This is a genomic window from Blastococcus sp. SYSU D00868, assembly GCF_054050575.1.
On record NZ_JBJGZO010000004.1, the window covers coordinates 223,484 to 242,790 of the forward strand.

19 protein-coding genes are annotated in these 19,307 nt (G+C 74.0%); 7 read left to right on the top strand and 12 right to left on the bottom strand.

The window, feature by feature from the left end:
* Window positions 1–27: 27 nt before the first annotated feature.
* Window positions 28–1,002 (top strand): GGDEF domain-containing protein, encoded by a 975-nt coding sequence (locus ACI79F_RS05750; RefSeq protein WP_456547080.1) that lies wholly within the window; start codon window positions 28–30, stop codon window positions 1,000–1,002.
* On the opposite strand, the gene ACI79F_RS05755 is transcribed toward ACI79F_RS05750, so the two are convergent.
* From ACI79F_RS05755 to ACI79F_RS05765, 3 genes are all read right to left on the bottom strand, one after another.
* On the bottom strand, window positions 1,003–2,370 hold the full coding sequence (locus tag ACI79F_RS05755) for a cytochrome P450 (protein WP_456547081.1): 1,368 nt from the start codon (window positions 2,368–2,370) through the stop codon (window positions 1,003–1,005). It abuts the gene before it with no gap.
* A gap of 248 nt (window positions 2,371–2,618) precedes the next feature.
* Entirely contained in the window at window positions 2,619–4,868 is a 2,250-nt protein-coding gene (katG, locus tag ACI79F_RS05760) for a catalase/peroxidase HPI (RefSeq protein ID WP_456547082.1), read from the bottom strand.
* A 104-nt stretch (window positions 4,869–4,972) separates the two neighbouring features.
* Window positions 4,973–5,401, bottom strand: a complete 429-nt coding sequence (locus tag ACI79F_RS05765; RefSeq protein ID WP_456547083.1) for a Fur family transcriptional regulator — start codon at window positions 5,399–5,401, stop codon at window positions 4,973–4,975.
* Window positions 5,402–5,523: 122 nt separating this feature from the next.
* On the opposite strand from ACI79F_RS05765, the gene ACI79F_RS05770 reads away from it, so the two are divergent.
* The 6 genes from ACI79F_RS05770 (at window position 5,524) to ACI79F_RS05795 (ending at window position 10,814) form a co-directional block, all read left to right on the top strand.
* Window positions 5,524–5,913 carry a Zn-ribbon domain-containing OB-fold protein gene (locus ACI79F_RS05770; RefSeq protein WP_456547084.1) on the top strand — a complete coding sequence of 130 codons (390 nt, stop codon included), beginning with the start codon at window positions 5,524–5,526 and terminating at the stop codon, window positions 5,911–5,913.
* An 88-nt stretch (window positions 5,914–6,001) separates the two neighbouring features.
* Window positions 6,002–7,201 (top strand): thiolase family protein, encoded by a 1,200-nt coding sequence (locus tag ACI79F_RS05775; protein ID WP_456547085.1) that lies wholly within the window; start codon window positions 6,002–6,004, stop codon window positions 7,199–7,201.
* Between the two features lie 69 nt (window positions 7,202–7,270).
* Window positions 7,271–7,744 (top strand): group II truncated hemoglobin, encoded by a 474-nt coding sequence (locus tag ACI79F_RS05780; protein WP_456547086.1) that lies wholly within the window; start codon window positions 7,271–7,273, stop codon window positions 7,742–7,744.
* A 103-nt stretch (window positions 7,745–7,847) separates the two neighbouring features.
* Window positions 7,848–8,693, top strand: a complete 846-nt coding sequence (locus tag ACI79F_RS05785) for a mycofactocin-coupled SDR family oxidoreductase (RefSeq protein ID WP_456547087.1) — start codon at window positions 7,848–7,850, stop codon at window positions 8,691–8,693.
* Window positions 8,690–9,766 (top strand): phosphotransferase, encoded by a 1,077-nt coding sequence (locus ACI79F_RS05790; protein ID WP_456547088.1) that lies wholly within the window; start codon window positions 8,690–8,692, stop codon window positions 9,764–9,766. The genes ACI79F_RS05785 and ACI79F_RS05790 overlap by 4 nt, the downstream gene beginning before the upstream one ends.
* Window positions 9,767–9,791: 25 nt before the next feature.
* Entirely contained in the window at window positions 9,792–10,814 is a 1,023-nt protein-coding gene (locus ACI79F_RS05795; RefSeq protein WP_456547089.1) for an LLM class flavin-dependent oxidoreductase, read from the top strand.
* On the opposite strand, the gene ACI79F_RS05800 is transcribed toward ACI79F_RS05795, so the two are convergent.
* From ACI79F_RS05800 to ACI79F_RS05840, 9 genes are all read right to left on the bottom strand, one after another.
* A complete protein-coding gene (locus tag ACI79F_RS05800) occupies window positions 10,718–11,458 on the bottom strand; it encodes a TetR/AcrR family transcriptional regulator (protein WP_456547090.1) in 741 nt (246 codons plus the stop codon). The two genes, ACI79F_RS05795 and ACI79F_RS05800, sit on opposite strands and share 97 nt — an antisense overlap.
* Window positions 11,458–12,648 (bottom strand): thiolase family protein, encoded by a 1,191-nt coding sequence (locus ACI79F_RS05805; RefSeq protein WP_456547091.1) that lies wholly within the window; start codon window positions 12,646–12,648, stop codon window positions 11,458–11,460. Before ACI79F_RS05805 ends, ACI79F_RS05800 begins: the two co-directional genes overlap by 1 nt.
* 10 nt (window positions 12,649–12,658) lie before the next feature.
* Window positions 12,659–13,102 carry a Zn-ribbon domain-containing OB-fold protein gene (locus ACI79F_RS05810; RefSeq protein ID WP_456547092.1) on the bottom strand — a complete coding sequence of 148 codons (444 nt, stop codon included), beginning with the start codon at window positions 13,100–13,102 and terminating at the stop codon, window positions 12,659–12,661.
* Window positions 13,099–14,316 carry a CaiB/BaiF CoA transferase family protein gene (locus ACI79F_RS05815; protein ID WP_456547093.1) on the bottom strand — a complete coding sequence of 406 codons (1,218 nt, stop codon included), beginning with the start codon at window positions 14,314–14,316 and terminating at the stop codon, window positions 13,099–13,101. The genes ACI79F_RS05810 and ACI79F_RS05815 overlap by 4 nt, the downstream gene beginning before the upstream one ends.
* Entirely contained in the window at window positions 14,309–14,755 is a 447-nt protein-coding gene (locus ACI79F_RS05820) for a nitroreductase family deazaflavin-dependent oxidoreductase (protein ID WP_456547094.1), read from the bottom strand. The genes ACI79F_RS05815 and ACI79F_RS05820 overlap by 8 nt, the downstream gene beginning before the upstream one ends.
* Window positions 14,756–14,768: 13 nt before the next feature.
* Entirely contained in the window at window positions 14,769–16,031 is a 1,263-nt protein-coding gene (locus ACI79F_RS05825) for a cytochrome P450 (RefSeq protein WP_456547095.1), read from the bottom strand.
* 141 nt (window positions 16,032–16,172) lie between these two features.
* Window positions 16,173–16,400 (bottom strand): ferredoxin, encoded by a 228-nt coding sequence (locus ACI79F_RS05830; RefSeq protein ID WP_456547096.1) that lies wholly within the window; start codon window positions 16,398–16,400, stop codon window positions 16,173–16,175.
* Window positions 16,393–17,622: an amidohydrolase family protein gene (locus tag ACI79F_RS05835; protein WP_456547097.1), complete on the bottom strand. Its 1,230-nt coding sequence runs from the start codon at window positions 17,620–17,622 to the stop codon at window positions 16,393–16,395. The genes ACI79F_RS05830 and ACI79F_RS05835 overlap by 8 nt, the downstream gene beginning before the upstream one ends.
* Before the next feature lie 22 nt (window positions 17,623–17,644).
* Window positions 17,645–19,117, bottom strand: a complete 1,473-nt coding sequence (locus tag ACI79F_RS05840; RefSeq protein WP_456547098.1) for an aldehyde dehydrogenase family protein — start codon at window positions 19,115–19,117, stop codon at window positions 17,645–17,647.
* Window positions 19,118–19,307: the final 190 nt, after the last annotated feature.

A 19,307-nucleotide genomic window follows, 5' to 3' on the forward strand; every position in this document is an offset into this window, starting at 1 on the left:
TACGGGCGGCTCATCTGGCTGGCCTCGGTGCTCACGCCGCTGTCGGCGGTGGCCGTCCTGCGCGTCGGGGACGTCGACACCGGCCTGCTCGCGGCGACCGCGCTGGCGCACGTCGCGGCCGTCGCGCTGAGCTTCCTGCTGCCCTGGCGGCGGTGGTCGCCGTGGGCCCTGCTCGCCTTCCCGGTCTTCTCCACCGCCTCGGTCGCGCTGGTCGCGACGGCGATCCCGGGCGTGACCGGCGTGTACGGCGGCTTCTTCGCGCTCTGCTTCGCCTACGCCGGGCTGTTCCTCCCGTCCGGGGGGAGCGCGGTCCTGCTGCCGCCGGCGCTGGTCGCCTACTTCGGCACGCTGCCCGAGGTGAACGGCACGGCGGTCGTCCGTGCCGTCTTCCTGGCCGCGGCCTGGATCGTGCTGGGCGAGCTGCTCGGCCTGCTGCGCCGCAAGCACGAGGAGCTGTACCGGCAGCTGCGCGTGGAGAACGAGACCGACCCGCTCACCGGGCTGGCGAACCGCCGCGGGATGGAGCGCTTCCTCGCCGGCGCCCAGGGCGGCGACATCGTCCTCGTCTTCGACCTGGACAACTTCAAGCTGCTCAACGACGAGCGCGGCCACGCAGAGGGCGACCGCGCGCTGCAGACCTTCGGCCGCCTGCTGCAGGGGGAGCTGCGCACCCGCGACCGGGCCGCCCGCTCCGGCGGCGAGGAGATGGTCGTCCTGCTCCGCTGCATCGCCGAGGCCCGGTGCGGGGTGACGTTCGCCCGCCGCCTGCGCCACGGCCTCGAGACGGCCTACCCGGGCCTGACCTTCAGCGCCGGCATCGCGGTCGTCGACCCCGACCTGCCGGTCGAGCACGCCGTCGACGCCGCGGACCGGGCGATGTACGAGGCCAAGGCCAGCGGCCGCGACCAGATCTGGGTCATGGAGTCGGTCGCCTCCGGCGGGCTCCGCCCGGTGGCCGACTTCGGCGTCCGGCAGGACGAGGACCTCGTCCGCGTCCGGTAGTCAGCCCGGCGCGACGGGGGAGCGTTCGGCCGCCGGGGCCGACGCGCCCGCCGGCCGGCCCGGCAGGACGGGCAGCGACTCGTAGCCGCGCAGGATGATCGTGCCGCGCCGGCGGCCCGATCCGGCCGGCGCCAGGTCGGGGAACCGCTCGAACAGCGCCCGCAGCGCGACCTCGCCCTCCATCCGCGCCAGGGCCGCGCCCAGGCAGTAGTGGATGCCGCTGGAGAAGGCGACGTGGTCGCGGGCGTTGGGCCGGGTCACGTCGAAGACGTGCGGGTCGGGGAAGACCCGCGGGTCCCGGTTGGCCGCGGCCAGCACCAGCAGCACCAGCTCGCCCTCGGCCAGGTGCACCCCGTGCACCGTGGTGTCCCGCTTCACCCGCCGGCCGGTCCGCTGCACCGGTGACTCCAGGCGGAGCATCTCGTCGACGGCGTTGGTCCACAGCGAGGGGTCCTCGGCCAGCAGCCGCCGCTGGTCCGGGTGGGCGAACAGCAGCGCGGCGCCGTTGCCGATGAGGTTGACCGTGGTCTCGAACCCGGCGCCGAACACCAGGGCGGCGGTGGCCACCAGCTCCTGCTCCGTGAGCGCGCTGCCGTCGTCGTCGGCGGCCGTGACGAGGGTGGAGAGCAGGTCGTCGCCCGGTTCCTCGCGGAGCCGGCGCAGGTGGCCGCGGAACCAGGCGTCGAGCTCGCCGAGGTTGCGCTCGACGCTGCGGTGGGTGGACCAGGGCAGGCCCATGTCGAGGCTGGGCGTCGCGCCGTCGCCCCAGGCGAGGAACTGCCCGCGCATGGCCACCGGCACCCCGAGCATCTCCGAGATGACCGTGACCGGCAGCAGGCTCGCGTAGCGGCCGACCAGGTCCACCGGCCGGCCGTCGACCGCGTCGCGCTCGAGGTCGTCGAGCAGCTCGGCCGCGATCTGGGCGGTGCGCTCCCGGAAGTGCGTGACGGCCCGGGCGCTGAACGCGCGGCTGACCAGCCGGCGGTAGCGCGTGTGCTCGGGCGGCTCGACCGCGAGCATCGACGGCGGGTCGATGGGGCCGATGCTCGGCCGGGGGCCGGCCAGCCGCAGCGCCGCCCGGAGCACCGGGGGCAGTCCGTCGGCGCGGTTGCCGCCGATCTGCCCGAAGTCCTCCGAGTTCCGCAGGACGTCGGTGCAGACGTCGTGGTGGACGCTGACCCGCGCGAACGCCCCGCCTGCGAAGGGTGCGTCGGTGCGCAGCCGCTCGTAGTGGTCGTAGGGGTCCTCGCGCACGGCCGGGTCGCTGAGCACCTCGGCGTCCGGGTTCCCCTTCCGGGCCCGCGCGCGGATCGCCATCCGCATCGCCCCGTGCGTCGCCGCCCACCGGACCGCACTGCGCACCACCACGTCGACCAGACCTCCCCGTGACCGCGTTGTCCGGTCCTTCCTACGAGGTCGCGGCGTCCGGCGCCATGCCGGATGGCGCGTGTCGCACCGCGGAGTCGAGCCGGCCCCGGACACGGGACGAGGGGCGCCCCGGTGGGATGCCCCTCGTCAGGTGCGTGCGCGGGGGCGGGGGGGGGGGGGGGGGGGGGGGGGGGGGGCGGGCGGGGGGGGGGGGGGGGGCGGGCCGCGCGGCCGGCCCCCGACGCCGCTCAGGCGTGCAGGTCGAACCGGTCGAGCTCCATGACCTTGACCCACGCCGCGACGAAGTCCTGCACGAACGCCTCCTTCGCGTCGTCGGCCGAGTAGACCTCGACGATGCCGCGCAGGATGGAGTTCGAGTTGAACACCAGGTCCGCCGCGGTGGCCGTCCGGACGACGTTGCCGTCGGCGTCCAGCCCCTCGTAGACGCCCTCGGCCTCGGTCGCCGTCCGCCAGGAGATGCCCAGGTCCAGCAGGTTGCGGAAGAAGTCCTGCGAGAGGACGCCCACGCGGTCGGTGAAGACACCGTGCTTCGTGCCGCCGGTGTTGGCGCCGAGCACCCGCAGGCCGCCGACCAGGAGGGTCATCTCCTTGGCGGTCAGCTCCAGCATGTAGGCCTTGTCGACCAGGAGGGTCTCCGGGTTCAGCTTCACGCCCGGCTGGATCCAGTTCCGGAAGCCGTCGGCGCGCGCCTCGAGCCAGCGGAAGTTGTCGACGTCGGTCTGCTCCTGCGAGGCGTCGGTGCGGCCCGGGTGGAAGGGCACGGTCACCTGGACGCCGGCGTCGGCGGCGGCCTTCTCCACCGCGGCGCCACCGGCGAGCACGATGAGGTCGGCCAGCGAGACCTTCTTGCCGGTCTGCTGCTCGAACTCGTCCTTGACCCGCTCCAGCACCGGCAGCACGTCCTGGACGCCGGCGTTGACCGCCCAGTCGATCTGCGGCTGCAGGCGGATCCGGGCGCCGTTGGCCCCACCGCGCTTGTCCGTGCCGCGGTAGGACGCGGCGGCGGACCAGGCGGTGTGCACCAGCTGCGAGACCGACAGGCCCGAGCCCAGCACGCGCTGCTTCAGGTCGGCGATCTCCGCCTCGCCCACCAGCTCGTGGTCGACGGCCGGGACCGGGTCCTGCCAGATCAGGTCCTCGGCCGGGACGTCCGGCCCGAGGTAGCGGACCTTCGGGCCCATGTCACGGTGCAGCAGCTTGAACCAGGCCCGCGCGTACTGGTCGGCGAAGTACTCCGGGTCGTTGCGGAAGCGCTCGGAGATCTTCCGCAGCTCCGGGTCCCTGATGAGGGCCAGGTCGGTCGTGGCCATCATCGGCGGGTTCTTCTTGCCCTCGATGTGCGCGTCGGGGACGAGCTCCTGCGCCTCGGGGTTGGACGGCTGCCACTGCTTCGCGCCGGCCGGGGACTCGGTGAGCTCCCAGTCGTACGAGAACAGCGTGTCCCAGTAGGAGTTGTCCCAGCGGGTGGGCGTCGGGGTCCAGGCGCCCTCGAGGCCGCTGGTGATGGTGTCGGCGCCCTTGCCGGTGCCGTGCTGGCTGATCCAGCCCAGGCCGTTGCCGTGCACCGGGCAGCCCTCGGGCTCGGGCCCGACCAGCTCGGGGTCGCCGGCGCCGTGGGTCTTGCCGAAGGTGTGGCCGCCGGCGATGAGCGCGACGGTCTCCTCGTCGGTCATGCCCATCCGGCCGAAGGTGACGCGGATGTCGTGGGCGGACGCCATCGGGTCGGCGCTGCCCTTCGGGCCCTCGGGGTTGACGTAGATCAGGCCCATGGTGACCGCGGCGAGGGGGCCCTCGTCGAGGTCGAGGGGCTCGTCGGTGGCGTAGCGCTCGTCGCCGAGCCAGGTGTCCTCGGGCCCCCAGAAGACCTCGCCGGGCTGCCAGTTGTCGGCGCGGCCGAAGGCGAAGCCGAAGGTCTTCAGGCCCATGTCGTCGTGGGCGACGTTGCCGGCGAGCAGCAGCAGGTCGGCCCAGGAGAGCGTGCGGCCGTACTTCTGCTTGACCGGCAGCAGCAGCCGGCGGGCCTTGTCCAGGTTGGCGTTGTCCGGCCAGCTGTTGAGCGGGGCGAACCGCTGGCCGCCCTCGCCCCCGCCGCCGCGGCCGTCGGCGATGCGGTAGGTGCCGGCCGCGTGCCACGACATGCGGATGAACAGCGGGCCGTAGTGACCCCAGTCGGCCGGCCACCAGTCCTGCGAGGTGTGCATGACCTCGACGATGTCGCGCTTGACGGCCTCGACGTCCAGGGTCTGGACGGCGGCCCGGTAGTCGAAGTCGGCGCCGAGGGGGTCGGAGTCCTTGGAGGGCTTGTTCAGCACCGACAGGTCGACCTGGTTGGGCCACCAGTCGCGGTTGCTCTGCGGCCGCCGGTTGGTGACCTGGGTCGGCGAGGGGATCGCCGGGTTCTCGCTCTCGCTGGTGCTCTGGGACTGGATCTTGTCGGATTCGCTCAGGGACGCGGTCTGCTCATTGGGTTCGGTCACGTCGAGCCTTCCCTCTTCTCGGTTCTTCCTCGGACTGCCGGACCCGGGGACGCGGGGCGCCCCCGGAGCTCAGGTGCGCCCAGCGGTGGCGCGGTCGTGTGCCGTCACCCGCCGGCCGCGCAGGACGGGCAGCGGCCCCAGTAGATGACCTCGGCCTCGTCGATCTCGAAGCCGGCGTCGTCGGCGGCGGCCAGGCACGGCGCGTAGCCGACGGCGCAGTCCACGTCGACGATGACGCCGCAGGACCGGCAGACGACGTGGTGGTGGTTGTCCCCGACCCGGGCCTCGTACCGGGCCACCGAGCCCGGCGGCTGCAGCCGCCGGACCAGCCCGGCGCCGGTCAGCGCCCGCAGGACGTCGTACACCGCCTGGTGCGAGACGTCGGGGAGCCGCTCCCGGGTCGCGCCGAGCACGGTGTCGGTGTCGGCGTGCGGGTGCTCGTGCACCACGGCGAGCACCGCCACGCGGGGGCGGGTCACCCGCAGCTCGGCCCCCCGCAGCATGCGCTCGAGGTCCGTCGTCGTCGGTGACACGGCGCCCAGTCTGGCGCGGTCCCAGTCTGGAGTCAATCAGGAACTTGCCCTCGGCGTGATCTCGCGCGGCGGGCCGCTCGGTATGGTCCGCGCCACACCCGATCAGCACCGGAGGGGCCCTCATGCAGCGCGTGCCGCTGGTCGACTACCTCGTGCTCGACGGCGAACCGCACCTCGTCGCCGCCGAGTGCACCGCCTGCGGCGCCCGCTACTTCGACCGCCGCAGCGCCTGCGCGAGCTGCGGCGGGCAGGACTTCTCCACGGTGGACGTGCCGACCGAGGGCGTCCTGACCACCTTCACGATCGTCTCGGTCGCCGCGAAGGGCGTCGACGTGCCGTTCGTGGCCGGCGTCGTCGACTGCGGGGGCACCAGCGTCAAGGGCAACGTCGTCAACACGCCGCCCGACCCCGAGCACGTCACCCTCGGCATGCGGGTGCGCCTGACCACGGTGCCGGTCGGCACCGACTCCTCCGGCGCCGAGGCCGTCGGTTACGGCTTCGAGCCGTTGTAGGACCCCCTCGCCCCCACCACTCGCATGCTCGCGGCGGGCCCCTGTGAGGGGCCGCCGCGACGAAGACAGCTCAGCTAGGGAGGCCGCCATGGCGGAGAGCGTCTGGATCCTCGGGATCCACATGACCGACTTCGGCAAGCACCGCGACAAGGACACCCTCGACCTGGGCGCGGAGGCGGCGATCGGCGCGCTGCGCGACGCCGGGGTGGGCATCCGCGACATCGGCGTCCTCGCCGCCGGCAACCTCATCGGCGGCAACGGCTTCGGCCAGCTGCTGCAGAAGCAGATCGGCCAGACCGGCATCCCGGTCTACAACGTGGCCAACGCCTGCGCGACGGGGGCGACGGCGCTGCGGGTCGTGGTCATGGCGATCAAGGCCGGCGAGGTCGACACGGGCCTGGCCGTCGGCGTGGAGAAGCTGTCCGGCGCGGGGCTGCTCACCGGCAACGCGCGCAAGGAGGAGGGCGGCCACTGGGTCCGCGACGGCCGCTACGGCGCGGTCGCGCCGCTCGACGGCCGGGTCGGCACCGAGACGATGCCGGGCGTCTTCGCCCAGATCGGCATGGAGTACGGCTACAAGCACGGCGGGGTCGACTTCGAGCTGTTCGCCCGCATCTCGGAGAAGAACCACGCGCACTCGACGCTGAACCCCAAGGCCGCGTACCAGAAGCGGCTGAGCCTCGAGGAGATCATGAACGACGTCATGATCGCCTACCCGAACACCCGGCCGATGTGCTCGGCCAACTGCGACGGCGCGGCCGCCGCGGTGCTGGTGAGCGAGACCAGGCTGCGCACGCTGTCGCTGGAGCAGCAGCGGCGTGCGGTGAAGATCAGCGCCTCGGTGCTGACCAGCGACCCGTGGCAGGAGGCCTGCCAGGTGCTGCCCGACATCAACACCCTGACCCGCCAGGCCGCCCGGACCGCCTACGAGCAGGCCGGCGTCGGCCCGGCGGACCTGGACCTGGTCGAGCTGCACGACTGCTTCGCCACCGCCGAGCTCGTCCACTACGACAACCTCGGCCTGTGCGAGCCCGGCGGGGCCGCCGACTTCTTCCGCTCCGGCGCCACCTGGCGCGACGGCAGCACCCCGGTGAACGTCTCCGGCGGCCTACAGTCCAAGGGGCACCCGGTGTCGGCCACCGGCATCGCCAACGTCTGGGAGGTCGCCACGCACCTGCGCGGCGAGGCCGGCCCCCGGCAGATCGAGGGCGCGAGGGTCGGGCTGGCGCACGTCATCGGCCTCGGCTCGGCGTGCGGCGTCCACGTCCTGGAGAAGGCGGCGGCCTAGCCCTGTCCCCAGCCGCCTCCGGGGTCTAGAAGGGGACAGTCCCCTCCCGCGACCCCCGAGGAGCCCGGCATGGCCGACGACCCGCCGACGATCCACGACTGGGCGGGCGGCCGACCCGCCTTCGAGCGCTGGCTCGGCCGCTTCTACGACCTGGTGGAGGACGACGACCTGCTCGCCCCGGTCTTCGGCGGGCGGGTGACCGAGCAGCACCGGCGGGACGTCGTCACCTGGTGGTGCGAAGTCATGGGCGGCCCGGCGGAGTACACCGCGGCCCTGGGCGGCTACGAGCACATGCTCGCCAGGCACCGCGGGCTGGGCATCCGCCCCGAGCAGCGGCTGCACTTCGTCACCCTGCTGTCGCAGGCCGCGGACGACGCCGGCCTGCCCGCCGATCCCGAGTTCCGCGCCGCCCTCATGGGCTACGCCGAGTGGGGGACGCGGCTGGCGATGCACAACTCCGGCGACGCGACCGACGTCGTCGAGCACGCCCCGGTGCCGCGCTGGGGCTGGGGTGTCGCGCCCCCGTACCGGCCGGGGGGCTGAGCCGCCCCGCTCGGCGGACGCCGCCCCTTCCCATTGGTAGAACGGCGCTCTATGGTCACGCCTGTCTGTGTTCTGCACCACAACGCGAGGGTGTGATCCGGGGATGGGTGGACAGCAGGGAAGCGGCGGTCTGGAGGGCAAGGTCGCCTTCATCACGGGCGCCGCCCGGGGCCAGGGGCGGTCCCACGCCCTGGCGCTGGCGCGCGAGGGAGCCGACGTCGTGGCGGTGGACATCGCGGACCAGATCCCGACGGTCCCGTACGCCATGGCCACGCGCGAGGACCTCGACGAGACCGTCGCGCTGGTCGAGAAGGAGGACCGCCGCTGCCTGCCGGTCGTCGCCGACGTGCGCGACATCCACGCCCTGCAGGGCGCCGTCGACCAGGCGGTGGCCGAGTTCGGGCGGATCGACATCGTGCTGGCCAACGCCGGCATCCTGCACATGGCGCGCGGGGACCAGAGCATCGACGAGGACGCCGCGGCCTGGGCCGACGGCGTCGGGGTGATGCTGACCGGCGTCTACAACACCCTGCGCGTCACCACCCCGGTGATGATCGACGGCGGCCGCGGCGGGGCGATCGTCATCACCAGCTCGACCGCGGGCCTCAACGGCATGCACGACGGCACCGGCGGGATCGCCGCCTACACCGCCTCCAAGCACGGCGTCATCGGCCTGATGCGCGGCTACGCCAAGACCCTCGGCAAGCACGACATCCGGGTGAACACGGTGCACCCCATGGGCGTCGCGACGCCGATGGTGATCAACCCGCAGTTCGAGGAGTTCTACAAGGCCGGCGCGGGGGTGGTGGAGACCCAGCCGCGGCTGCTGCCCATCCAGATCCTCGACCCGCAGGACGTCAGCAACGCCATCGTGTGGCTGGTCTCCGACCGGGCCCGCGCGGTCACCGGGGTCACCCTCCCCGTCGACGCCGGGGTGACGGCGCCGTGAGCGCCGGCACCGCGGCCGCGGTCGACTCCCGCCCCATCCCGCAGACCCTCGCCGAGGCGCTGACGCCCGGGTGGCTCACCTCCGCGCTGCGCACCCGCTTCCCCGACGTGGAGGTGCACGAGGTGACGCCGGGGCCGGTGGTCAGCCGGGTGTCGTGCAACGCGCGCTTCCGCATCTCCTACACCGGCGCCCCGGCCGACGAGCTGCCGCGCGACCTGTGCGTGAAGGGCTACTTCTCCGACATGGGCAACGGGGAGGCCTCGGCCGCCGGCCTGGCCGAGGCGATGTTCTACGGGTCGCTGGCCCGCGACACCGGCGTGCGCACGCTGCGCCCGGTGTACGCCGCGGTGGACCCCGGGACCCGGGGGAGCGTCGTCGTCACCGAGGACGTGCTCGCGCAGGGCGGCGACTTCCTGGACCCGCTGAGCGAGTACACGCCCGACCAGGTCGCGCAGAGCCTCGAGCAGTTCGCGACCCTGCACGCCGCGACCTGGATGGACCCGGCCGTCGAGGCCCAGCCGTGGCTCACCCCCTCGCTGCGGCACATCCTGGGCAACCGAGGGCTGCCGGAGATCCGGGGCAACTTCGAGGGCCCCATCGGCGCCGGCGTCCCGGAGTCGGTGCGCGACGGGCAGCGGCTGATCGAGGCCTACACCGCCGTCGTCGGGCGGACGGAGACCGCGGCCCCGTGGTCGGTCGTGCACGGCGACGCCCACGTGGGCAACGTCTTCCTCGACGGCCGGGGGCGCTCCTGCCTGGTCGACTGGCAGCTGGTGCAGCGGGGCCCGTGGTACGTCGACGTCGGCTACCACATCGGCTCGACGATGCCGGCCCAGGTGCGACGCGGGGTGGAGCGCGACCTGCTGCGGCACTACCTGGACGCCCTGGCCGCCGGCGGGGTCGACCGGCCCGACGAGGACGAGGCCTGGCGGCTGATCCGGTTCGGCATCGTGCACGGCTTCTACCTGTGGGCGATCACCCTGCGGGTCGCCCCGCCGATCACCACCGAGCTGCTCACCCGGCTCGGGACGGCGGCCGAGGACCACGACGCCCTGGCCTCGGTCCTGCGGTGACCCCCCGCGCCGCGACCCGGCGCCGGTGAGCGAGGGGACCGGCGGCCTCGAGGTCGGGTTCATGGTGGGCGGCGACGTGGCCGCCGCGGTCCGGCTGGAGCGGCTCGGCGCCGACTCGCTCTGGACCGGCGGCCACGTCGCCTCCTCGAACCCCTCGCCGGAGGCGGTGACGGCGCTGGCCCGGCTGTCCGCCGTCACCGAGCGGGTGCGGATCGGGACGGCGGTGCTGCTGCTGCCGCTCTATCCGCCGGCGATCGTGGCCAAGCAGGTCGCCGACCTCGACCGCGCCACCGGCGGCCGCGTGGTGCTCGGGGTCGGCGTGGGCGGCGAGTACCCGCAGGAGTTCCGCGCCTGCGGCGTCCCGACCGCCGAGCGGGGCCGGCGCACCGACGAGGCCATCCCACTGCTGCGCCGGCTGTGGACCGGCGAGGAGGTCACGCACGACGGGCCGTTCCACCCCATGGCCGACGTCCGCATCCACCCGGCGCCGGTGCAGCCCGGCGGCCCGCCGGTGGTCGTCGCCGGCCGCAGGGAGCCGGCGATGCGCCGGGCGGCGCTGCTCGGCGACGGCTGGATGCCCTACCTGTACTCGCCGCGCCGCTACGCGGCGTCGGTGGCGACGGTCCGCGAGCACGCGGCCGCGGCCGGCCGGGACCTGGCGGGATTCGGCTGGTACGCGTTCGTCTTCGTCAACCTGGACGACGACGGCGCCCGCGCGCGCCAGGAGGCGGCCCGCACCCTCGGCGGCACCTACCGCCAGGACCTCACCAGGATGCTCGACGCCGTCGCCGCGGCGGGCACCCCGCGCGAGGTGACCGCCGTGCTGCAGGCGTTCGTCGACGCCGGCGCCCGGCACCTGGTGCTGGTGCCGGCCGTGGGCACCGGCGACCCGGGCGCCGTGGCCCGCCGGCTGCTGGCCGAGGTGGTGCCGGCGCTGCGGGCGCCGGGCGGTCAGCCCGCCGGCGCCGGGGGCGCGGGGGGCGGGGCGGGCGGCGGCGGCGCGGCGGGGGGCGGCGCGGCCGCGGGGTCGGCGGCCCCGCCGCCGTAGGCGCGCAGCAGGAACGCCCACAGGTGCGCCGCGATGACCTCGCTGGACTCCCGCGTCGTGGCGAAGGCGTGGTGGTGGAAGGTCGACAGCAGCAGCTGGTTGGTGAACCAGGCGGCCTGCTCCACGTCGGCGGGGTCGATGAGGTGCTGCTGCGCGGCGTCCTGCAGCGCCTTGGCGAACAGCTCGGCGATCGGCCGCCGGGCCTGCTCCACCTCGTCCGGGTAGAGCTGGATCAGCCGCCAGTGCTCGGCCGGGATGAAGCGGTTGCCCTCCCGGTCCAGGCCGGAGACGACCGAGTACACGTAGAACCGCAGCCGCTCCACCGGGTCCTCGATGGCGGACCCGGCGTCCTGCAGCGACTCCGCCGACTCCCCGATGGTGTCCTCGAGGACCGCGAGCATCACGTGGTCCTTGCTCGGGAAGTGCTTGTACAGCGTCTGGATCGCGATCCCGGCCTCGCGCACCAGCTGGTGGGTGGTGAAGTCGCCCTGGTTGCTGCTGACCAGCCGGCGGGCGGCGTCGACGATCTGCTGCGCCCGCTGCATGCTGCGCAGCCGCGAGTTCTGCACGCTCGGGGCCCGGTCGGCCGCCCGCGTGACCCAGGAGGACTGCGGACCCTCGGCGTCCTCGACGTTGTCCGCCATCAGGTGGCCTCCGCGCTGTAGATCAGCGCACCCCCGAGGTGCGGTGACGAGTGGCAGGATAACGCGGTCGTGACGCCGTCCCGCTGGCGTTCACCCGCCCGGTGGGCGACCTGCAGGTAGCACTCCAGCATCTGCGGGACGCCGTGCATGCGGCCGTTGCCCAGCGAGCCGCCGGACAGCAGCACCGGGTCGGCGTCCGGGCGGTCGCTGTCGATGCCGCCGTCGCGCACGTACCGGTGGCCCTCGCCGACCGGGCAGCGGCCCAGCGCCTCCAACCACAGGTAGACCAGCGGCGAGAAGCCGTCGTAGACCTGCAGCAGGTCGATGTCGTCCAGCCCCATCCCGGCGCCGGCCCACAGCCGCTGCGCCATCCCGGCGCCGGCGGTCATGAGGTCGTCCAGCGGCCAGTGCGCGGGCAGCCGGCGCTTCGGCGGGCCGCCGGTGGCGTAACCGGAGACGTGCACCGGCCGGTGCGGCAGGTCGCGGGCCCGCTCGGCGGTGGTGAGCACGAACGCGGCGACGCCGTCGACGGGGATGTCGCAGTCGAACCGGCCGATCGGGTCGTCCAGCATCGGGTCGGCCAGGTACTGCTCGGCGGTCAGCGGGCGGCCGGACCAGTACGACCACGGCAGCCGGGCCCCGTTCTTCCGGGCCTCCACCACGACCTCGGCCAGCGCCTCGCGGGAGGCGCCGTACCGCTGCGCGTACTCGTTGTAGGTCAGCGCGATCATCGCCAGCGGCCCGAAGAAGCCCTGCGGGGCGGTCCACTGCATCGGCCCGCGGAACTCGGTGGTGCTCGTGGCGTGGTAGCTGCCGGGCGGGTTGTGCAGCGCCCGGTGCACCAGGACGTACTCCGCCGCGCCGCTGGCCACGGCGTTCACCGCGATCGCCATCGAGCCGGGGATCTGCCCGAGCCCGGAGAAGCCCGCGGCGTAACTCGGGTTGGGGTGCAGGCGGGCGGCCAGCCAGTCGGCGGAGACGACGCTGACGCCGTCGACCACGGCGTGCTCGCCGGAGGTCGGGAAGAGCGTCGCCGTCACGTACCCGTCGACCTGGGCGGGGGTCAGGCCGGCGTCGGCGATGGCCGCGCGGGCCGTGTCGACCGTCAGCGCGCCGAGCGTGCGGTCGGCGTGCCGGGTCACCGGGCTCTGCGCGTAGCCCACGATCGCCACCCGGTTCCGCGCGGTCACGACGCCCTCCTCATGCCGACATGGCCAGCTCGAACGCCGGGACGGCGACGCCCTCGCGCAGGTCCTCGAAGGCGACCCGGACCGGCGAGCCGGCCTTCAGCGCGGCGTCCGGCCCGTCGAGCAGCCGCCCGACCAGGCGGACGTCGGGGGCCTCGGTCAGCTCGACGTCGACGAGCACGAACGGCAGCAGGTCGGCGAAGCCGGGCAGGAACGACTGACGGACGACGGTCCACGAGCGGACGGCGCCGCGCCCGTCGACCGGCACCGCTGCGAACCGCGGGTCGGTGCTGCCGCACGCGTCGCAGACCACGTCGGGCGGGTGGGTCAGCGTGCCGCAGTCCGAGCACCGCGACAGCGTCAGCACGTGCCGGGCGGCCGCCGCCCAGAACGGCGCCGACAGCTCGTCGGGCACCGGGACCGGGCGCTGGTCGGGGCGTTCCGAGGCGGCCGTCACGGGATCGTCCGCGACGACTGCAGCTCGGCGATGTCGTCCCAGCCGTAGCCCAGCTCGAGCAGCACGGTCTCGGTGTGCTCGCCGTGCTCGGGCCCGCGCCGCAGCTGCGCCGGCCGGCCGTCGAACTGCACCGGCACGTTGGGCAGCCGGTAGGTGGTGCCGCCGTCGTCGACCGTGCCGATGTAGTCGTTGGCGGCGACCTGCGGGTCGTCCAGCAGCTCGGGGACCGACTGCACCGGCGCCCACGGGGCGTCCAGCCCGCGCAGCAGCTCGACCCACTCGGCGAGCGTCCGCTTGGCGAACTCCTCGTCCAGCAGCGCCACGCACTCGGCGCTGTGCTCCCGGCGGGCGTGGATGTCGGCGAACCGGGGGTCGTCGACCAGCTCCGGCCGACCGACGAGCTTGCAGAACGGCGCCCAGTAGCGGTCGGCCTCCAGGAACACCAGCTGCACGTGCCGGCCGTCGGCGGTGCGGTAGGTGCCGGTCAGCGGGTTCGGGGTCGGCCCGCGGCCCGGGTTGGGCCGCGGCGCCTGCCCGCTGAGCGCCGCCAGCACGTCCGACGACAGCGTCCACATGGCGGTCGCCAGCAGCGACACGTCGACGACCCCGCCGGCGCCGCCGCGCTCCCGGCGCAGCAGCGCCGCGGCGATGCCGAAGGCCAGCGCCATCGCGCCGTTGCGGTCGCCCATCGCGCCGCGCTGGCCGATCGGGTACTCCAGGCCCGGCGGCGTGAGGATGTGCGCCAGCCCGCCGCGGGCGAAGAACGCCGAGGAGTCGTAACCGGCCTGGTCGGCGTCCGGGCCGCGGGCGCCGTAGCCGTGGCCGCGGGCGTAGACCAGCCGCGGGTAGCGGGCGGTGAGCTCCTCGGCGCCCAGGCCCAGGCGTTCCAGCGCCCCCGGGCGCAGGTTGGTGAGGAACACGTCGGCCGACTCGAGCATCCGGTGCAGCACCTCCTGCCCGCGCTCGGTGCGGACGTCGAGGGCGATCGACCGCTTGCCGCGGTTGGCCAGCGCCATCGACACGTTCACCCCGCCGGCGTCCGAGCCGATGCCCTGGGTCATCAGCCCGCGGTAGGGGTCGCCGGTCAGCGGCTCGACGTGCACGACGTCGGCCCCCCAGTCGGCCAGCAGCGCGCCGGCCACGGGGACGAACACCCACTGCGCGAGCTCGACGACCCGGAGGCCGTCGAAGGCCTGCGGCGTCTGCTCAGGCACGCCCGGCACCCCCGGCCGGGGTGAGCACCACGACGGGGATCACCCGGTCGGTGCGCTCCTGGTAGACGTCGTAGTTGGGCCACGGGCCGCGGACGACGTCCCACAGCCGGGGGCGCTCCTCCTCGGTCGCGGCGCGGCCGGTCACCGGGATGTGCTCGGCCCTCACCTGGATCTCCGCGCGCGGGTCGGCGAGCAGGTTGAGGTACCAGTTCGGGTGCGTCGGCGCCCCGCCCTGCGAGGCGACCACGAGGTAGTCCTCGCCGTCGCGGGCGAAGATCAGCGGCGTCGTGCGGCGCTCCCCGCTCTTCCGGCCGGTCGTCGTCAGCAGGAGGATCGGCACCCCGTTCCAGATGTAGCCGACCTCCCCGTCGGTCTCCCGATAGCGCTGCACGTGCTCGGCGTTGAGCAGCGTGCCGTCGATCTGCTGGTACGTGGCCATGTCGGGGGTCCCTTCAGCTGTCGAAGACGACGGGGATGGCGGTCGCGCCCCGCTCGTAGAAGCCGACGTACCGGGGCGGCTCGGCGTCCGGGTCCAGGCGCAGGTCGGGCAGGGAGTCCAGCAGCGCGCCGATGCCGGCGACCATCTCGGCGCGGGCCACGTGCATGCCCAGGCAGATGTGCGGGCCGCCGCCGAAGGCGAGCATCGGCCGCGGCGGCCGGTGGATGTCGTACTCGTCGGGACGCTCCCAGCGCGCGGGGTCGCGGTTGGCGGCGCCGAGGGCGATGTGCAGGACGGCGCCCTTGGGCAGGTGCACCCCGTGGAAGTCGGTGTCGGCCGTGACGAAGCGGGAGAACATCGGGTCGGTCGGCTCCCAGCGCAGCGCCTCCTCGATGGCCGGGCGCAGGAGCCGGCGGTCGTCGCGGACGGCGGCCAGCACCTCCGGCCGCTGGAGCAGCGCGGTGAGCGTGATGCCCATCTGCTTCCACGTCGTGCCCGAGCCGGCCAGGAGCAGCAGCAGGCAGAAGGAGTAGATCTCCGGGTCGGTCAGCCGGTGGACGACGCCGTCCTCGTCGGCGACCTCGGACTGGACCAGGACGCTGATCAGGTCGTCGCGCGGGTCCTCCCGGCGGGCCGCGACCAGCGGGGCGACCATCGCGACCAGCTCGGCGGGGTTGCGCATGGCGGCCCGGACGTCGAGGGCCTGCTCGACCGGGATGCCGAAGGCGCCGGTGATGGTGAGCACCGGGATGGCGGCGCAGAAGTCGACGTTGAGCTCGGCCCGTCCGCGCGGCGCGAGGTGGGCGACGAGCGCGTCGACGGTCTCCTGGATGGACTTGCGCATCCACCACTCGGCGGCCTTGGGGGTGAAGCGGGGCTGCACGAGCGCGCGGTAGCGGCGGTGCTGCGCCCCGCCCATCGACAGCATGCTGCTCTCCACACCGGCCGAGCCGGTGGGGTCGACGGCGCTGGGCGAGGAGGCGAACAGCTCGCTGTCCTTGTAGACGTCGTTGCAGGCCGCGTACGTGAACGCGGTGAAGTGCGGCCGGTCGGGCTCGGGCAGGCCCTGGAACACCCAGTCCTCGGCGCCCTCGGTCAGCGCATGCAGGGTCCCCTCGTGCACCGGCGCCTGCTCGCGCAGCGCCGCCCACAGCGGGTGCGGGTCGCGCGCGTAGCCGCCGCCGTTGTGCGCCATGTAGGCGCCGCGCAGGTCGAACAGCTCGCGGACCCGGTCCACGTCGAGCAGCGGCGCGGTCCCTGTCGATGGTGCGGTCATCTCTCGGCACTCCTGTCGGCCGGCTCCGGTGCCGGGTCGGGGTCGGGATCGGGTCGGGATCGTGGACCTGGGACGCCGGCCGGCGGCGGCCGGACCGGGGGACGGGGGAGGGGTGGGACCCGGGCGGCCCCACCCCTCGGCTCACCCCTCCGCGGCGGAGGGGTGCCGCAGGGCGAGCGCGCCCACCGGGCACGCCTCCACGGCGCCGGCGACGTCGGCCGCGGCATCGTGCGGCGGGTCCTGCAGGACCGCCTTCGTCTCGTCGTCGTGGGCGAACGTCTGCGGCGCGTAGACGATGCACATCCCGGTGCCGAGGCAGGCCTCGCGGTCGATGGCGACCGCGAGGCCCGCGGGGACCTCGTCAGGCACGGGAGACGGCCGGGGGCTCGGCCGGGGTGAACTGGTAGAGCTTCTCCGCGTTGCCGCGCAGGATCTTGTACTGCGTCTCCGCCGGCAGGTGGTCGATGATCCGCTTGACGATGTGGATGCTGTCCGGCCAGGTGGTGTCCGAGTGCGGGTAGTCCGTCTCGCACATGATGTTGTCCTCGCCGATCTCGTCGATCGAGGCGATGCCGTGCTTGTCCTCGATCATGCAGCCGAAGACGTGGTCCTTGTAGAGCTGCCGCAGGTCGAAGTCGTCGTAGTCGATGACGTTGCCGCCGCCGGCGTGGTCCATGAACTGCACGCCCTTCTTGACCCAGTGCCGCTGCTTGTCCAGGACCTGCTCGCCGCGCTCGAGGAAGTAGGGGATCCAGCCGATCTCGCCCTCGGACAGCGCGATCTTCAGGTTCGGGTACTTCTGGAACCAGCCGCTGAACAGCCAGGCCAGCATGGTGCCGGAGGTGCGGCTGGCGCCCCAGGTCAAGTTCGCCATGAACGGCGCGTCGTGGGCGATCGCCGGCAGCGTCGAGGACGACCCGACGTGCATGCACGCCACCATCTCCAGGTCGTTGGCCGCGGCGAGCACCGGCTCCCAGTGCCGGTCCTTGTCGTTGATCGTCGGGTAGCCCAGCGGGGCGAAGTTCTCCGAGAACGCGAAGGCGTGCGAGCCCATCGCGGCGCAGCGCTCCATCTCCTGCACCGCCAGCGCCGTGTCCCAGATGGGGATCAGGGTCAGCGGGATGTAGCGGCCGGGTGCCGCGCCGCACCACTCCTCGATCATCCAGTCGTTGTAGGCCTTGAGGCAGACCAGGCCGAAGTCGCGGTCGTTGGCCTCGGCGAACAGCTGCCCGCAGAACCGGGGGAGCGAGGGGAAGCTCAGCGAGGCGAGGATGCCGGCGCGGTCCATGTCCTCCAGCCGCGCCACCGGGTCGTAGCAGCCCGGCGCCATCTCGGCGTAGCTGATCGGCTCGGGGCTGAAGTCCTCCTTCTTCTTGCCGACGACGGCGGACAGGCCCGAGCCCGGCATCTTCTTGCCCTCGTACAGCCAGTAGTCGCTGCCGTCGTCCTCCACCACCAGCCGCGGCGCCCGGTCCCGGTCCTTGGCCGGCACCCTGTCGACCCACAGGTGCGGCGGCTCGAGCACGTGGTCGTCGACGGAGATCAGCCAGTCGAGGTTCAGGTCGGTGGACGGAGTCGCTTCGGTCGTCATGTCTCGCTCCTGGGATGGGTTTCTATCGGGGCAGTTCGCCGATGGACATGTGCTTGACCTCCTGGAAGGCGCGGATCCCGTCGGGCCCGCGCTCCCGCCCCAGACCCGACTGCTTGTAGCCGCCACTGGGTGCGTAGGCGCTGAAGACGGAGGTGTTGACGTTGACCGCGCCGGTGCGCAGCCGGCGGGCGACGGCGGTGGCCGCGGCGACGTCGGCGCCGTAGACCTGGCCGGACAGGCCGTAGTCGCTGTCGTTCGCGATCCGGACGGCGTCGTCGAGGTCGCGGTAGCCGATCACGGTGAGGACCGGACCGAAGATCTCCTCCTGCGCCGCCGGGTTGGCGTTGTCCGGCACGTCGAGGACCGTGGGGGAGAAGTAGTAGCCGCGGTCCAGCCCCTCCGGCCGGCCGCCGCCGGCGACGACCTTGCCGCCGTGCTCCTCGGCCAGGGCCACGAAGCGCTCGCAGCGGGCGCGTTGCCCGGCGCTGATCACCGGCCCCAGCACCGTGTCGGCGGCGGTCGGCGGGCCCACCGTGAGCGCGCCGTACGCGGCGGTCACCGCGGCGAGGACGTCGTCCTTGCTCTCCTGCGGCACGACCATGCGGGTGGCGGCGACGCAGGCCTGCCCGGCGGTGGCCGCGACGACGGCGGCGGCGCCCTGGGCGACCCGGTGCAGCGCGTCGGGCAGGTAGACCTGCGCGGACTTGCCGCCGAGCTCCAGCGCCACGTGCTTCACCGTCGGTGCCGCCTGGGCGAGGATCTGCCGCCCGACGGCGGTGGAGCCGGTGAACGACACCATGTCCACCCGCCGGTCGGTGGTCATCACCTCCGCGCCGGCCGAGCCCTCCTCGACCACGACGCTGAGCACGCCGGGCGGCAGGCCGACGGCCTCGGCGGCCAGCCCCAGGGCCAGCGACGACAGCGGGGTCAGCGGACTGGGCCGCAGGACGACGGAGTTGCCCGCCATCAGCGCCGGCACCAGCTTCTGCATCGCCATGATGAAGGCGCCGTTGTACGGGGTGATCGCCGAGACGACGCCGACCGGCTCGTGGCGGCGGACGCTGAGCGCGACCCGGCCGCGGACCAGCTCGTCGACGGGGACGGGATTGGCCTCCTCGTGCGGCATCGACAGGTAGAGGTCGACGGTGCGCCGGCCCAGCTCGAGCCCGGCGCCGACCTGGGTCATCTCGGCGAACCAGACGGGCTGGCCGGCCTCGGCGGAGATGCTGGCGACCAGCGGTGCGTGCAGGGCGGCCAGCGCGTCGAGGAACGCCCGCACGACCTCGGCGCGCTCGGCCGCCGGGCGGTCGGCCCACACCCCGGAGTCGAAGCTCGCCCGCGCCGTCGCGACCGCCTCCTCGACCTCGGCCGGCGTCGCCGACGCGACCTCGCAGAGCACCGACTCGTCGGCCGGGTCCTCCACCGCGAAGGTGGCGGCGGTGCCGGCCCACCGGCCGGCGATGTAGGAGGAGCGGGGGGCGAGCAGGTCCGCCATAACGGAGACTCCCTTGGGGGTAGAACGCCGTATCCCATGGTCTGGGTCACAGGGCGTGCTGTCAACGGCCGGGGCGCGGGGGGGGGGGGGGGGGGGGGGGGGGGGGGGGGGGGGGGGGGGGGGGGGGGGGGGGGGGGGGGGGGGGGGGGGGGGGGGGGGGGGGGGGGGGGGGGGGGGGGGGGCGGGGGGG

Excerpts from the sequence above, each read along its gene's own strand:
- ACI79F_RS05770 (WP_456547084.1), top strand. The coding sequence starts at position 5,524 with ATGCAGCGCGTGCCGCTGGTCGACTACCTCGTGCTCGACGGCGAACCG.
- ACI79F_RS05775 (WP_456547085.1), top strand. The coding sequence starts at position 6,002 with ATGGCGGAGAGCGTCTGGATCCTCGGGATCCACATGACCGACTTCGGC.
- ACI79F_RS05780 (WP_456547086.1), top strand. The coding sequence starts at position 7,271 with ATGGCCGACGACCCGCCGACGATCCACGACTGGGCGGGCGGCCGACCC.
- ACI79F_RS05785 (WP_456547087.1), top strand. The coding sequence starts at position 7,848 with ATGGGTGGACAGCAGGGAAGCGGCGGTCTGGAGGGCAAGGTCGCCTTC.
- ACI79F_RS05800 (WP_456547090.1), bottom strand. The coding sequence starts at position 11,458 with ATGGCGGACAACGTCGAGGACGCCGAGGGTCCGCAGTCCTCCTGGGTC.
- ACI79F_RS05820 (WP_456547094.1), bottom strand. The coding sequence starts at position 14,755 with ATGGCCACGTACCAGCAGATCGACGGCACGCTGCTCAACGCCGAGCAC.
- ACI79F_RS05825 (WP_456547095.1), bottom strand. The coding sequence starts at position 16,031 with ATGACCGCACCATCGACAGGGACCGCGCCGCTGCTCGACGTGGACCGG.
- ACI79F_RS05835 (WP_456547097.1), bottom strand. The coding sequence starts at position 17,622 with ATGACGACCGAAGCGACTCCGTCCACCGACCTGAACCTCGACTGGCTG.
- ACI79F_RS05840 (WP_456547098.1), bottom strand. The coding sequence starts at position 19,117 with ATGGCGGACCTGCTCGCCCCCCGCTCCTCCTACATCGCCGGCCGGTGG.